Consider the following 13,707-nt stretch of genomic DNA (forward strand, 5'->3'; position numbering starts at 1 on the left):
GATTCAAAAAATCAGTAAATGCTGCAAATTTGCAGCGATGAGATAACCATCTACATCTAAAACAACAAAACCAACTTTCAGCACTTAATAAAAAAAGCACTAAGCCTCACGAGGTGAGGTCAACCAAACCGCCTGCATCCAGGCCAGTCTTTTTTGCAACTGGGGGATGAAATTATTCAGCCAATACAAGGAGGAAACATAGCCTGAAGATCCACCGCCACGGCTAAACCGTTTTACAAAAAACTCATCTTCCCCTACCCGATGAATTAATGATCTTCCAGTCAATGCCTGAAATGCCGCCGCAATGATATTTGCCAACTCGTCTTCATCTTCCGGGATACTCACCTGACATAATGCCTTGCACATCTCCAGCCATAAGAAGAGGCTCCCACGCGATCCCCATTGAGATGGGGCCGGGTCAAACAAGTCTGATACAACGGCCCATTCGCGTTCCGGAATGCTAATCTTTTTTGCCGCAATCTTATGCACCAACGGGAAAAATATCAGCCTGAAAAAATCAGCCTCTACCGTGAATGTAAAACCGTCAGCTACATCAAAGTAAATGGCTTCAGCCGTTGATATCGCTTTACCCGTCAACGCAAAAAAGAGGTGATTTAGCCTGGTATCCAGTTCGCTAAGGTCATCAGGACATGACTCAGCACCAAAAGCTGAAATCATTTTATCGACCAAAATTTGGTTGCCATCATAATCAGTGAATAATTGCCGTTCATTGGTAACAACTTTTCTGATGATTTGCGCGAGAGTCGCTTTTTGTGGGAAAAGAAGATACTCCAGTTCAGGTCTCTTGTGCTTTTCGACCACGATGTCATAAGCCGTCTGTCGCTTAGTGTTCGTTGTCGCACTTCTGTCGGCCCCAAGAGATAACAGTTCCCCTATCACAGACAAATTGGCCCCATGCCATGCAGCCTGATGCAACGGGGTGTAGCCTTTAGGTTCACTGGGAAGATTGACCAGATGAGGATAATCACGAAAAATGGGCAAAATAGTTTCCCATTCTCCCTGAAAAGCGAGTTTTAATACTTTATCGTTAACAGACGTCATTCCAGCCTCTCTTACTGTGCCCGTTCAGCATCCCTACGCAAAAAAATACGTTATAGTTTATCCACCGTATGACGCCATTTCGGCATGGTGAGCTTACCGACAGTGTTCTGATTACCGAAGAAACCGACCTCGTTCACCGCGTCATTTTCTGCACGGGTTTCCAGCCATTTTGACCTACCCCCTGGATTAGATACAACCTTCAGTTAATAATGTCGGTTGGTTTTTTCTTCATATTTCCCGTTTCGCCAGCCTGCTGCAAATTCAGCTGGAGTCTGGTAATCCAGTGATGAATGTGGACGGCACTCGTTATTATCTTGCTCGCAGCATCGGTGCCGCCCCTGCCACAATGCGCTGGGAATCTCAGGCTGTTTCATTGGTTCCGGTCGTTCAAGTAGACACGATACTCAACGGCGTGGTGGATAAGTCCATTATGAATGCACTAATAATGAAAAAAATGAGTGTTAGAATTCAATCCAGAAAACAGAATCTAGCAGGCTGAGTAATCCGAATGGTGGTTTCGGGTAACACAACGACCACTAAAAAAGATCTCTATGCACCAGCACAGAGTTCTCAGCAGCTTAAAATGGTCCTCGAAGCTAAATCGCCTTCTTCGCAACAATCCTCCCGGTCGTATTATCCATCCGATATTGAGAGATCGTACCATCAAGGATGTGCTCAACAACTGCAATCGCTGTTGTTAGCGGCACATTGAACCACTCCTGGGGACACCATCACATCTATCACGCAACGCTGCGTTTTATTTCACCATCACGGTACTTGCCATAGCTCCACACAGTTTCTTCCCCGGCGTTTTGCGCCATACAGCGCTTCATCAGCCGCCTGGATAAGACGCTCATAATCGGGATGTCCATTAAACATCGCTGCACCGATTGAAAGAGAAAGTAAAATGGGTTCGCCTGTCGGAGAGTTCACCTTAATTCTCTCCACGCCTTTGCGGATCCGCTCCGCAATGCGCAGAGTGTCTGCCACGGTGATTTCGGTCAGGATGATGAGGAACTCATCGCCGCCATAACGAAAAACATAGTCGCAGGTACGCACATTGTCATAAAACGCACCGGCAACTTTACGCAGGATCTCATCTCCGGTGTTATGTCCCCACGTATCGTTGATCTGCTTAAATTTGTCGACATCAATCAGCAGCGTCGAAAGAGGTATCCCGCTCCGACTGGCGTGAATGATTTCGCGTTTAAAAATGGTTGGCAGAAAACGACGGTTCAACAAGCGCGTCAACACGTCCATCCCCACCTCGTGTCGCGAGACTTCATCAAACAGTTCGCGCAGTAAAGTGACGATTTGCGAGAGTATGTTCCGTGTTTGCTGCAAAAACTTAACCCGCCGCGGTTTACTGGCGAGGGCATCGTCAGAGATGCGGATATCTTTAAAGATGTCATCAAAATCCTGGATCAGGCGGGATATATGTCCTGCCTCAGCAATCCCACTGAAGTAGTGACGTCCCTTATGGCTAAACCACAGTCCAAAATCAGATTGACCAAGCGGGCTGCTATTCCCGATGCTGGAGTCAAACATGACTTTATAAAGCAGCGTCATTTCCCACGTCAGTAACGCGTTAGTCTGCCGTTCCTTTTCCTCTTCTGCATTCTCCATCAGTGAGAAGATGCGATAGTTTTCGTCCTCTTTGGCCGCATTGTTCTCACTGAAGACATACGCTCGTGACATAACCTCCATCGCCAGATCGATACTGTTGATGGCGTAGTGGTAAATGTTGAGTTTGATTTCAGAGGTGTGCGGGCTGGTATTAATCAGCGGCAGCAGTAATTTTTTTAGTACCCTGAAACCCATTTCAACCAGATCAACAGAGATCCCGATGCGAGCGTGAACATCCGCGGCACGCTGCTGGGCGCGCATCTGTTCTTCAACCTGTTCGACCTGGCAGGAAAGCACATCGATAAGCCAACGACGTAATGCTTCTTGTAGCTGCCTTTCCACCTGCTCGGTGGTTAAAAACTCCGCAGCATTAGGGTCAGCCAATACAACGCGGTAAAACTCTGCGATCAGCACCGGCGCATGAACATGTGCCAGTTGTGCTGCAAGCTGATGGACGTATGGGTCCGTCTCATTAATCAACTGTACCCACTCGTCCTTCACGGTTTGTAGATAGGTTTCCATAGGATGGTCCTCAGGGTAAGTTGTTACCTTTTTCGATACGGCTGGCAAATTATAGTCTGTTATGATTATTGGGTATGAATGCCTTCCCTACCAATATCGCCTTCACATACACTGCTTTGCACACCCCAAACAGACTGACACGGGACCCCTTTCAGGCGGCTAACATGAAACAAATAACCTTCAGCGATCTGCAACAACAAAGTGAAGCGGCAGCCCATTCTCCTCGCTTGCGCGCACATCGTAATTTTCATCCGCAACTAAGCGATCCCGTTCAGCGTCTGGCGATTGCGATGGAACCAGGAACCTATGTCCGCCCTCATCGCCACCCGCATACCTTTGAGCTGTTAATACCTCTCAGCGGACGCTTTGTGGTATTGAATTTTGATGAGGATGGCGTCGTTACGCGGCGTGTTGTGTTAGGAGAGGAGTGCATAGCGCTGGAGATGGATGCCGGTATCTGGCATGCCGTCTTGTCCCTGGATAAGGGGGGCGTTATTTTTGAGGTTAAACACGGTGGTTATCAACCCGTGGCCGAACAAGACGTTGCGGCCTGGGCGCCTGCCGAGGGCGAGCCCGGCACGACTGAGCTGATGGCCTGGTATCAGCATGTTCAGCCCGGAGATACGCCGTTTAGCGCCTGAGCATTTCGCGGTAACAGACAGAAGCCAAACCAGTTTGGTAAAACCCCGTATTCTGGCATCCCATCGGACGTTAAGGTTATAATCCTGACAACGATTTTATTGGATCAGACACCAAAATGACAAAACTCACCCTACAAGAGCAGATGCTGAAAGCTGGCTTAGTCTCCAGCAAAAAAATGGCGAAAGTACAGAGAACAGCGAAAAAATCGCGCGTTCAGGCCCGTGAAGCCAGAGAAGCGGTTGAAGAGAATAAAAAAGCACAAATTGAACGGGATAAGCAGTTAAGCGATCAACAGAAACAAGCGACGCTGTCGAAAGAATACAAAGCGCAGATTAAGCAGCTTATTGAAATGAACAAAATCACCATTTCTAAAGGTGATATTGGGTATAACTTCACCGATAATAATCTGATAAAAAAAATCTACGTGGATAAGCTGACACAGGCGCAATTGATTAAAGGGCGTCTGGCTATTGCCCGGCTGACTGCCGAAAGCGACCGCGACAGTGAATATGCTATTATCCCGGCTGTCGTTGCCGATAAAATTGCACAGCGCGACGACAGCTACATCGTCTTAAATTGTGAGCTGAGCCAGGAAGCGAAAGACGAAGACGATCCGTACGCTGATTTCGTCGTACCTGACGATTTAATGTGGTAAATGAAAAATGCCGGATAATAAGTCCGGCATTTTTTCTAATAATGAGGTGACGACTCAGATGCTCACTCAACTCCCCTTATCATAACCGCACCTCCTCTCTCTAGAACTTATAATGTTCTTTGCTTAGCCCGTATTTTCTCATCCGCAAATACAGCTTTTTGCGCGGAACTTGCAGATATTCTGCCACTTCATTAATACGCCCTTGATGAATATTTAGCGCTTCGGTAATGATTTGCCGCTCATACTCTTCAACCCGGCGATCTAACGGTGTCGGTTCCGGCATATGCAACTGCGGATTGGCGGTTTCCGCCAATGGCAGCAACCCAACGGCAAAAAGCTCTGCGGCGTTTGCCAGCTCTCGCACATTGCTCAGCCATACACGACGTCGCATCCCTTTCAGCAATTCCCCGTCGACCTCCGGAATGGGGTGGTTCAGACGCAGGCAGGCTTTTTGCAGGTAATGGCGAAATAGCGGCTCAATATCGTCCGGGCGCAGGGATAGCGGCTGGCAGGCGATTTGCGTCATGGCGAAACAGTAATACAGTTCGGCCACGATCTGGTTTGTTGCCGCCAGCTCCACCAGCGATGTCGTACCAATACCAATTAACCGAAAAGGACGCCGCTCCTGGCTTTGCAGGTGAACCAACTGGTGCTGCTGCTCGCGCGTCAAACACGCTATATGGCTTAATACCAGCGTCCCGCCTTGCGCTTGTGCAATCAGCTCATCGAGCTGAGCGGTGTTCCCGATGGTGAGCTCTGCGCGAATAAGCGGCCCCTGGGCGCTACGTCCCAGTTGATGCAGATAACGGGCTCCCGTCATGCGTCCCGTCCCCGGCTCCCCATAAAACCAGACGGCAAGATCCGTTTCTGCCAGTTGCTGCAGGCGTTGACGGTACTGATTTATCCAGTCGCTGTAGCCAACCAGCTCAACCTGCAGCTTTTGTTGGCAGTAATGACGACGGGCAATCACAGATTTTCGCTGCTGCAACGCCTCTGCAACCTGCAACAGCAGCTTGCCGGGATCGACCGGCTTTTGCAGAAAATCCCATGCCCCTTTTTTCACCGCATCCACCGCCATCGGCACATCACCATGTCCGGTAATCAGCAGGATCGGCAGTTGGTTATCATCCTGATGAAAAAGAGCCATCAGTTCGATACCGTTACAGCCGGGCATACACACGTCACTCAGGACGATACCGGGCCAGTCAGCCTGTAGCCAATTTCGGGCATCATAGGGATTATTGCATGCGCATACCCGATAGCCTGCCTGCTCAAGCAACAAGGTGTAAGCATCAAGGACATCGGCATCATCATCAATCAGCAGAACAGAATATTCATCACTCAACATCTTCTACATCCGTCAGGTTGAATTGCAGTACCACGCAGGCATTGCGCCCCAGCGTTGACGCCAGGCGTAGCTCGCCGTTCATCTGCGTCATTAACGAAACACAAATTGATAGCCCAATACCGAGACCAACATCCTTACTGGTGGTAAACGGTTTTAATAGCGACGGCAGCAGTGCACCAGGCCAGCCGGGGCCATTATCGCTGACAAAGACACATACCGTACTACCTTCGGTCTGCCAGTGAACGTCAATCTTCGCGGCAATCGGGCAGGCATCCAACGCATTTGCCAGTATGTTTACCAGAACTTGCTGAATTCTCACCTCATCGCCCGTAACCCACACGCGCTCAACCGGCAGCGAAAGCGTAGCCTGCTGCGGTTTATGCCGCATAGACAATAACTCCCAGGCCGCGCTGAAGGTTTGTCGTAAATCGACCGGATGCAGTGGTGCTCCCGGCTCGGCCCGGCGCGCAAACTGTCGCAATGAGCGAATAATGGCATCGATACGGGTAATGAGTCCTTCAGCTTTGGTTAACGTGCTTCTGGCCTGCGCCAACTGCTCCTGTTCAATTGCCCTGCCCGCAGTAAACAGATACATCGACAATGCATTCAGTGGTTGATTGATTTCGTGGGCCAGCGTGGTCATGGTCTGTCCAACCACCGCCAGTTTCGCCGTCTGAATCAATTCGCCCTGGGTCGCTCGCAGATCGGCTTCAATCTCCTTACGCTCTGCCACTTCCTGCTCAAGCTGACTTTTTTGCGTATTGAGCTGACCCAGCGTATGGCGCAGTAACCCCGCAATGCGCCCTAGCTCATCACGACCATAAACAGGTATTGAGGCATCGGTTCTGCCAAGACCAATTTGCACCACGGCCTGGTTGAGCGCGGTAAAACGCTTAACCAACCGTGAACGGATAAAGTAGTGATTGAGCCCCCAGGCAAGAAGCAGCGCCAACAGCGTCGCCAGCAGAATAAGCCCACCGCTGACGCGAACAATCTGCTCCAGTCGCTGGTTAAACATCTGCATTTGCTGATGACTACTTCCCAACTGAGCCTCAAGCAATGTTCGAAAACGACCAAGCGTAGCTTCTCTGGCATGACTGGCATCAACCAGCGCTTTTTGCGCTGCGACATAATCGCGCATCGTATCGGGCATTTTGTTTTTCATCATCCCGATTTCCAGCAATTCGTCGATGGTTTGCCGCAACGTGATAGTGCTGGGCCAGTCGTCCAGGGTGCGGATATTTTCATCCGCCGTTTTCTTCAAATTTTCCAGATAGCGAATATGATTCTCTACCAGCATGCCGTCGTCGCTACCTGACTTCAGTTCATTCAACCTGTCGCGTAAATCATCGACAATCTGGTTTTCAATTCTTGCCAGCGTGTACACCTGTTGCTGCTCATTTTGCACCTCCCTGGCGCGTTTCAGGTACAACGCCGCGTCACCATTTTTCGCTTCAATTTGATCCAACAACGTTCCCTGCTGCCAGGTGAAATCCTGCACCAGAGAGTTCAGTTCGGTCGTGAAATCATCATGTAACCAGTCGATTCGCGCGGAAAGTTCGCTGACTTTTTCGCGTACCAGGAACATGTTGTAGAGCACCCTGTCCAGCTCGATCATCAACGCACGGCTATCCTGCAAAATCACCGCCAGCTGTTGCTGTTCCGTGGGTTGCAATCCCCGACTCAGCAGTTCAATTTTGTCCAGATGTTCTATGATCTGATTGCGCAGTTGCAGCCGTACAGTCGTGTTGGGGGCAAGCAGGAATTCATTAAGCTGATCGACAACCAGGTTAAGATTCCCTTCAATCAAAAAAGCGGAATGCACGCGCGGGAAATAGTCATCGAGCGAATAGCGGATTTGCGAGCTTTGCTCATGCCAGGAATACAAACTGACACAGCTCACGCTTAGCGTCAGTAAAGCTCCCGTCAGAAAAGCACCCCGCAAACTGCTGCTGATGCTGAGCTGACGAAGACGTTGCAATAGCGAACCGCCTTTCATTGTAGTTCTTCCAGTTTTGATATCGCCAGGCGCTGGTTGTTAAGAAACCAGAGTTGCCACTCCATCATTTGCTGTTCAGCAAAACTTTTATTATCGAATTGAGCAAGCCAGGCTTCATCTTCGCTGCTCCTGGCGTCGATTGGGACCTGGGTTAACAGCGCTCTGATTTCGGGTAACGGGTGTTTCAGACGTGCTTCCGCACTGTACAGCGCTCGCCAGGCATCCTTAAGCTGTGCGAGGCGGAAACTGATGGCCGTATCAAACATCCGCTGGACCAGCTGTTGACGCTTCAGGATCAGACGGTAATTAAGCGGTGGCTGTTTCATCAAAATGGCCTGTTGGGCTGCACGCGGGTTATCTGCTGCCAGCGACGTTACCGGATATTTACCGGTATTCGCATCGGCAAGGATCCGCTGCCCTTCTGGGCTCAATAAATAGCGGATAAAACGTTGTGCTTCATTGGCACGCGGGCTGTTTTTCAGCACAGCTACGTAGGTCGGCGAGACCGCAGAGTGTGGGAAGTAAGTAAAGGTCAGATTGGGGTCATTGAGCAGCAGATTGGCATAGTTATCAATAACTGGCCCCGCAACGCCCAATCCGCTCTTAATTTTATCCGCAACACCAAAGCTGCGTGATGAGATGGTCACCAGGTTCCCGGCACTGGCCAGCAATGTCGCCCAACCTTCTTGCCACCCCTTTTGCTGCAGCAGTGATTCAACCATCAGGTGATTGGTATCGGAGCGCGATGGACTACTCATCAGCAGGGCATTTTGATATTTAGGATGCGTTAAATCCCCCCAGTCCGTCGGTGGAGGCAGATGTCGCGCTGTCAGTGCTGAACGATTAATCAGCAGACCAAATCCTGAGATCGCCACGGCTACAGACGTCGACCGTATTGACTCAGGCACCAGCCGCTGGCTTTCCGGCAATGCGTTATCAAAAGGAGCAAGTTTCTGATGCTCCTGAAGATGCTGCAGTAGCATCGGCGAAGAGGTTAAAATCAGGTCAACATTTTCCGCATTCGCCGTATCGAGCAATTGTTCCAGAGAAGAACTGGTCCGGTTCAGCGTGCGGATCATCACGGACCCCGGCTCCGTTTGCCAGCGCTGAATAATCCAGGCCGTTGCCCCCGGGGAAAACGTCGTCGCCATCACCAGCTCCTTCCCCTGTGCCAGACAGGTCGCCGACAGCGACATAAAACACAGTGAGAGCGCCAACAAACTACCCCGGCAGAAAAGTCTGTTTGTGATCCTGTTCATAAATACCAACATCGTCGAAAAATAATATTGAGACAAAACTTACCCGTTTATCATGACAGGTGAAAAAGATAAAACCGCTATCAGAATAACCAGACGGAATGCGATAACAGAGATAAAGAATACCCGAAAATGTCGTTTGAATTTGTTAATACCCGCACATGCTGATGATAAAAACGCATTCAGAATAATAGTTCTGACCTCACCATAATTCAAAAGGGTCAAAATCAGTCCCACTTTCAGCAAATTGAGTCAATAGTGACACATTTCTTCAATTTGAATTTCTTCGCCACCTATTTCACTCTTCACTGCGAAAAATCCTGATATTCACATCAATATAAATTTAGGTGATGATATGTTATCAATATTCAAGACAGGGCCATCGGCAAATAAAGTCCCGGAAGAAAAAATTCAGGAGACTTACGGTCGATACCGCATTCAGGCGTTACTTAGCGTATTTCTTGGTTATCTTGCGTATTATATTGTACGCAATAACTTCACCCTCTCGACCCCGTACCTGAAAGAACATCTGGATCTCAGCGCAACACAGATTGGTTTACTCAGCAGTTGTATGCTTATTGCCTATGGGATCAGTAAAGGCATCATGAGCAGCCTGGCAGACAAAGCCAGCCCGAAAGTCTTTATGGCTTGCGGTCTGATCCTGTGCGCCATTGTCAACGTTGGCTTAGGGTTCAGCACCGGATTCTGGATTTTTGCCGCGCTGGTGGTCTTCAACGGGTTGTTCCAGGGGATGGGCGTCGGTCCCTCGTTTATTACCATCGCCAACTGGTTCCCACGCAAAGAGCGTGGACGCGTTGGCGCATTCTGGAATATCTCACACAACGTCGGTGGCGGTATTGTCGCCCCCATTGTTGGCGCCGCCTTTGCTATTCTCGGCAGCGAACACTGGCAAAGCGCCAGCTATATCGTCCCAGCCTGTGTTGCGGTGCTATTTGCTTTTATTGTTCTGATGTTGGGCAAAGGCTCACCACGCGAAGAAGGCTTGCCTGCTCTGGAACAGATGATGCCGGAAGAAAAAGTCGTGTTAAATGCCCGGCACGTAACCCAGGCACCGGAAAACATGAGCGCCTTTCAGATTTTTTGCACCTACGTGCTGCGTAACAAAAATGCCTGGTATGTTTCACTGGTAGACGTTTTTGTCTATATGGTGCGTTTTGGCATGATCAGTTGGTTACCGATTTATCTGTTAACTGAAAAACATTTCTCGAAAGAGCAAATGAGTGTGGCGTTCCTGTTTTTCGAATGGGCGGCAATTCCTTCCACACTGCTGGCAGGCTGGCTGACCGACAAACTGTTTAAAGGTCGTCGCATGCCGTTGGCCATGATTTGTATGGCGCTGATCTTCGTCTGTCTGATCGGTTACTGGAAAAGTGAATCTCTGCTGATGGTCACTATTTTTGCTGCCATCGTCGGGTGCCTGATCTATGTTCCCCAGTTCCTGGCGTCTGTTCAGACCATGGAAATCGTCCCTAGCTTTGCTGTCGGTTCGGCGGTCGGATTACGTGGTTTTATGAGCTACATTTTTGGTGCATCGCTGGGAACCAGTCTGTTTGGTGTCATGGTCGATAAAATGGGATGGCATGGCGGTTTCTATCTGCTGATGGGCGGGATTGTCTGCTGCATTCTGTTCTGCTATCTGTCTCACCGCGGGGCGCTGGAACTCGAACAACAACGAAAAAATGCCCAACAACAGGACACCGAGCTGCAGCTTGCTGATGCAAGGTAATCTGCTTTAGAGAGAAAAAAGTGCCAGCGATGCTGGCACTTTAGTTTGCTCAGATGGAAGCCAGAAAATCAGTCAATGGGGTACACAATTGCGTTTTCAGTTATGAACCTTCGATTTAATGCTTATCATCCCCCACCATAAAGCGAATGATCAATCCGCATGTCGGGGCAAGAAAAAGAAATAGTCCCGTTACCATTTCGTTTCCATCAGTCAACCGTATGGTAAAGAAATAAATTAATGCCGTAAGGATAGCCATGCCGAAAAAAGAACTAATTGACGCGGCAGCGCCCATTACCTGCCAAATATAGCAACTGACGCACAGAATGCTCAATGCGAGGAAAGTCCAAAAATAGAACATAGCGTTACCTCCTGTCTGCCGTAAAAATCGACGTAAGTCCTTACACTTCCTTGATTTTATAGTCTAAGACAATTCCTATCCGTTCGCAATTCAAGCAACATTTTCGCTACAATAACTGTTCACCTTCTGAACAGAGCATTCTCTGTTGGCCTTTATTTAATCGTCATAAAAACAACAAATTATCTATAAACCTATTCTTGCTTTTTATCGACCAAAAAACATTTACGAAACTTGAGGAATTATTTCTGGATGACATTAATCTTCGGGTGTACATTGTGCGTCCGATCATTCATACCCCTCGTGGTTTGTCCTGACTCAGTTTTACACTCTTTACAGGAACCATTGTCGCTCATAGTGACCTAACTGTTCAGTGTCAGAGAGTAACGCTGTAGACAAAGAATCTTCGCGATACATTATTTTCGTACCAACAACAGGTGCTTATGTTCCCCCAATGTAAATTTTCGCGCGCGTTTTTGCATCCGCGCTACTGGCTCACATGGTTCGGTGTCGGTGTGCTCTGGTTACTGGTGCAACTCCCTTATCCTGTTTTATGTTTTCTGGGCACCCGTACAGGTACGCTGGCGCGCCCATTTTTAAAGCGCCGGGAATCCATTGCCCATAAAAATCTCGAACTCTGTTTCCCGAATCTGTCACAAGAAGAAAGGAACAAACTGGTCGACGAGAACTTCCGCTCACTCGGCATGGCACTGCTTGAAACCGGAATGGCCTGGTTCTGGCCAGATCGCCGGGTGCGTAAATGGTTTGATGTTGAAGGCCTGGACAACCTGCAACGCGCTCAGGCGCATAACCGTGGCGTAATGGTAGTCGGCGTGCATTTTATGTCGCTGGAACTGGGGGGCCGTGTGATGGGGCTTTGCCAGCCAATGATGGCAACCTACCGCCCGCACAACAACAAATTAATGGAGTGGATACAAACCCGTGGCCGTATGCGCTCGAACAAAGCCATGATCGGCAGAAATAATCTGCGCGGCATTGTCGGCGCACTGAAAAAAGGGGAAGCCGTATGGTTTGCACCCGATCAGGATTATGGCCGTAAAGGCAGCTCATTTGCGCCATTCTTCGCCGTCAAAGATGTTGCGACAACCAACGGTACCTACGTGCTGTCACGCTTGTCAGGGGCGAAAATGCTGACCGTCACCATGGTGAGAAAATCTGATAACTCCGGCTACCGTCTGTTTATCACACCAGAAATGGAAGGTTACCCGGAAGATGAAAACCAGGCCGCGGCCTATATGAACAAAATCATTGAGAAAGAGATTATGCGGGCACCCGAGCAGTATCTCTGGATCCATCGTCGTTTCAAAACCCGCCCGATGGGTGAAGCCTCGCTATATGTCTAAAAAGAAAGGCCGAATGGCCTTTCTTTATTTCTGCACTTGAATTACTTAACACCCCACTTGTTCTGTAATTCAGTCATTCGTTCGCTATATTCTCTGGCAAGGCAGGCGGGCTTATCCTGCTCTTTCCAGCATTCATTACGTCCTTTGATCCAGCCTCGTTGCTCTGCTTTTAGCGTCGGGTCATTTTTCGATTTAGCCAGCGCCTGCTTGTAGACCCCGTTCAATTTTAAATCCATTGCGGAGAGCGAGGGACTCTGACAGATAATCTCTTCCATACTTCCCTTTTCCGCTGCAGAACAGGAGAACGATGGGCCAGCATGAGTCGATTTTTTCGCCGGAGAGAAATCAACATTATCTTCAGGCTGACAAATCCCATGCTTGCGGTTTGGGCCAGCCCAGGACACTTCCGGGTTTCCGTCATCTTTTCTGGAAATAGAGACGGTATTTTTACCGCTCTTCGCCTCCCAGTAATTTTCATTGAAGGTCTTAATGGTCGCTTTTGTGCCATTAATCCATACATTGCCTTTACCATCACTATTCACACCACCAATACTTGCGCAGTTGAAATTGAACGCTTGTGGTGCAGCCGCCATCGACGTCAATGGCGCAAGAACAAGTGCTAACATCATTAATCTGGTCATTTTTAACCTTTTCATTATCAAATTCCGCGAGAAAATTAACCGCATTAACCTCAAGGTGATATGAGAATTCTCTGAGTAACAACTACGTCGCTCAATAGCAATTTATTACCGTCAGAAATTAAACTGTCGCCGAATCACGACACTTGTAAGTTACTAAAATTAAATAAAAAAATGCCTCTTGTTTCACCTCATTTTTAGGCGTACATTAGCGCCGTCTGGAGCATTAAAGCTCAGAATTCTGAGGTGATGCAGCCAAGCAAACGCGGGGTATTCTCCCTTTCGTTTATGCTCGCATCAGCTCTCTGTCAGGTAAGCATATGTTCATTTAGGCGTACTCATCGTATGCGGAGAGATGAAAAGTGAAATATTTCTTTATGGGCATTTCTTTTATGGTCATCGTATGGGCCGGTACTTTTGCCCTGATGATCTAAATTGAAAGATGCAGCAAAAAAACAGGAGCCATTTGGCTCCTGTTTGCGTTGTAAGGTGA

General features: G+C 48.8%; 13 protein-coding genes and 1 pseudogene. 6 read left to right on the forward strand and 8 right to left on the reverse strand.

What is annotated here, in order from left to right; all coding sequences use genetic code 11:
• Nucleotides 1-99 precede the first annotated feature (99 nt).
• Nucleotides 100-1,062 carry an ankyrin repeat domain-containing protein gene (locus tag NNO03_RS00585; RefSeq protein WP_271448551.1) on the reverse strand — a complete coding sequence of 321 codons (963 nt, stop codon included), beginning with the start codon at nucleotides 1,060-1,062 and terminating at the stop codon, nucleotides 100-102.
• 50 nt (nucleotides 1,063-1,112) lie between these two features.
• A pseudogene (locus NNO03_RS00590) lies at nucleotides 1,113-1,232 on the reverse strand (nuclease); the annotation flags it as partial.
• Between the two features lie 113 nt (nucleotides 1,233-1,345).
• Here NNO03_RS00590 and NNO03_RS00595 point away from each other — a divergent pair.
• On the forward strand, nucleotides 1,346-1,561 hold the full coding sequence (locus tag NNO03_RS00595; protein WP_271448645.1) for a hypothetical protein: 216 nt from the start codon (nucleotides 1,346-1,348) through the stop codon (nucleotides 1,559-1,561).
• Between the two features lie 269 nt (nucleotides 1,562-1,830).
• Here the strand turns inward: NNO03_RS00595 and NNO03_RS00600 are convergent, their stop codons facing one another.
• Nucleotides 1,831-3,210 (reverse strand): diguanylate cyclase, encoded by a 1,380-nt coding sequence (locus tag NNO03_RS00600; protein WP_137384247.1) that lies wholly within the window; start codon nucleotides 3,208-3,210, stop codon nucleotides 1,831-1,833.
• A 164-nt stretch (nucleotides 3,211-3,374) separates the two neighbouring features.
• Between NNO03_RS00600 and NNO03_RS00605 the strand changes: the two genes are divergently transcribed.
• Both NNO03_RS00605 and NNO03_RS00610 read left to right on the forward strand, forming a co-directional pair.
• Entirely contained in the window at nucleotides 3,375-3,851 is a 477-nt protein-coding gene (locus tag NNO03_RS00605; RefSeq protein WP_271448552.1) for a WbuC family cupin fold metalloprotein, read from the forward strand.
• A gap of 116 nt (nucleotides 3,852-3,967) precedes the next feature.
• On the forward strand, nucleotides 3,968-4,507 hold the full coding sequence (locus tag NNO03_RS00610) for a DUF2058 domain-containing protein (RefSeq protein ID WP_271440219.1): 540 nt from the start codon (nucleotides 3,968-3,970) through the stop codon (nucleotides 4,505-4,507).
• Nucleotides 4,508-4,607: 100 nt separating this feature from the next.
• On the opposite strand, the gene pgtA is transcribed toward NNO03_RS00610, so the two are convergent.
• Genes pgtA through pgtC form a run of 3 tightly spaced genes read right to left on the reverse strand, consistent with a single transcriptional unit; the run spans nucleotide 4,608 to nucleotide 9,050 of the window.
• Entirely contained in the window at nucleotides 4,608-5,855 is a 1,248-nt protein-coding gene (pgtA, locus tag NNO03_RS00615) for a two-component system response regulator PgtA (RefSeq protein ID WP_271448553.1), read from the reverse strand.
• Nucleotides 5,845-7,854 (reverse strand): two-component system sensor histidine kinase PgtB, encoded by a 2,010-nt coding sequence (gene pgtB, locus NNO03_RS00620; RefSeq protein WP_271448554.1) that lies wholly within the window; start codon nucleotides 7,852-7,854, stop codon nucleotides 5,845-5,847. Before pgtB ends, pgtA begins: the two co-directional genes overlap by 11 nt.
• Entirely contained in the window at nucleotides 7,851-9,050 is a 1,200-nt protein-coding gene (pgtC, locus tag NNO03_RS00625) for a phosphoglycerate transport regulator PgtC (protein ID WP_271440254.1), read from the reverse strand. The genes pgtB and pgtC overlap by 4 nt, the downstream gene beginning before the upstream one ends.
• 415 nt (nucleotides 9,051-9,465) lie before the next feature.
• On the opposite strand from pgtC, the gene pgtP reads away from it, so the two are divergent.
• A complete protein-coding gene (gene pgtP, locus NNO03_RS00630) occupies nucleotides 9,466-10,857 on the forward strand; it encodes a phosphoglycerate transporter PgtP (protein ID WP_040231431.1) in 1,392 nt (463 codons plus the stop codon).
• Between the two features lie 115 nt (nucleotides 10,858-10,972).
• On the opposite strand, the gene NNO03_RS00635 is transcribed toward pgtP, so the two are convergent.
• A complete protein-coding gene (locus tag NNO03_RS00635; RefSeq protein ID WP_271440216.1) occupies nucleotides 10,973-11,215 on the reverse strand; it encodes a YfdY family protein in 243 nt (80 codons plus the stop codon).
• A 440-nt stretch (nucleotides 11,216-11,655) separates the two neighbouring features.
• Here NNO03_RS00635 and lpxP point away from each other — a divergent pair, with 440 nt between their 5' ends.
• Nucleotides 11,656-12,576, forward strand: a complete 921-nt coding sequence (gene lpxP / locus NNO03_RS00640; protein WP_005129779.1) for a kdo(2)-lipid IV(A) palmitoleoyltransferase — start codon at nucleotides 11,656-11,658, stop codon at nucleotides 12,574-12,576.
• A 41-nt stretch (nucleotides 12,577-12,617) separates the two neighbouring features.
• On the opposite strand, the gene NNO03_RS00645 is transcribed toward lpxP, so the two are convergent.
• A complete protein-coding gene (locus tag NNO03_RS00645; protein ID WP_271448555.1) occupies nucleotides 12,618-13,232 on the reverse strand; it encodes a lysozyme inhibitor LprI family protein in 615 nt (204 codons plus the stop codon).
• Nucleotides 13,233-13,576: 344 nt separating this feature from the next.
• Between NNO03_RS00645 and ypdK the strand changes: the two genes are divergently transcribed.
• A complete protein-coding gene (gene ypdK / locus NNO03_RS00650) occupies nucleotides 13,577-13,648 on the forward strand; it encodes a membrane protein YpdK (RefSeq protein WP_010723117.1) in 72 nt (23 codons plus the stop codon).
• Nucleotides 13,649-13,707 lie beyond the last annotated feature (59 nt).

It is taken from the genome of Citrobacter sp. Igbk 16, from assembly GCF_028069755.1.
Classification (GTDB): domain Bacteria; phylum Pseudomonadota; class Gammaproteobacteria; order Enterobacterales; family Enterobacteriaceae; genus Citrobacter.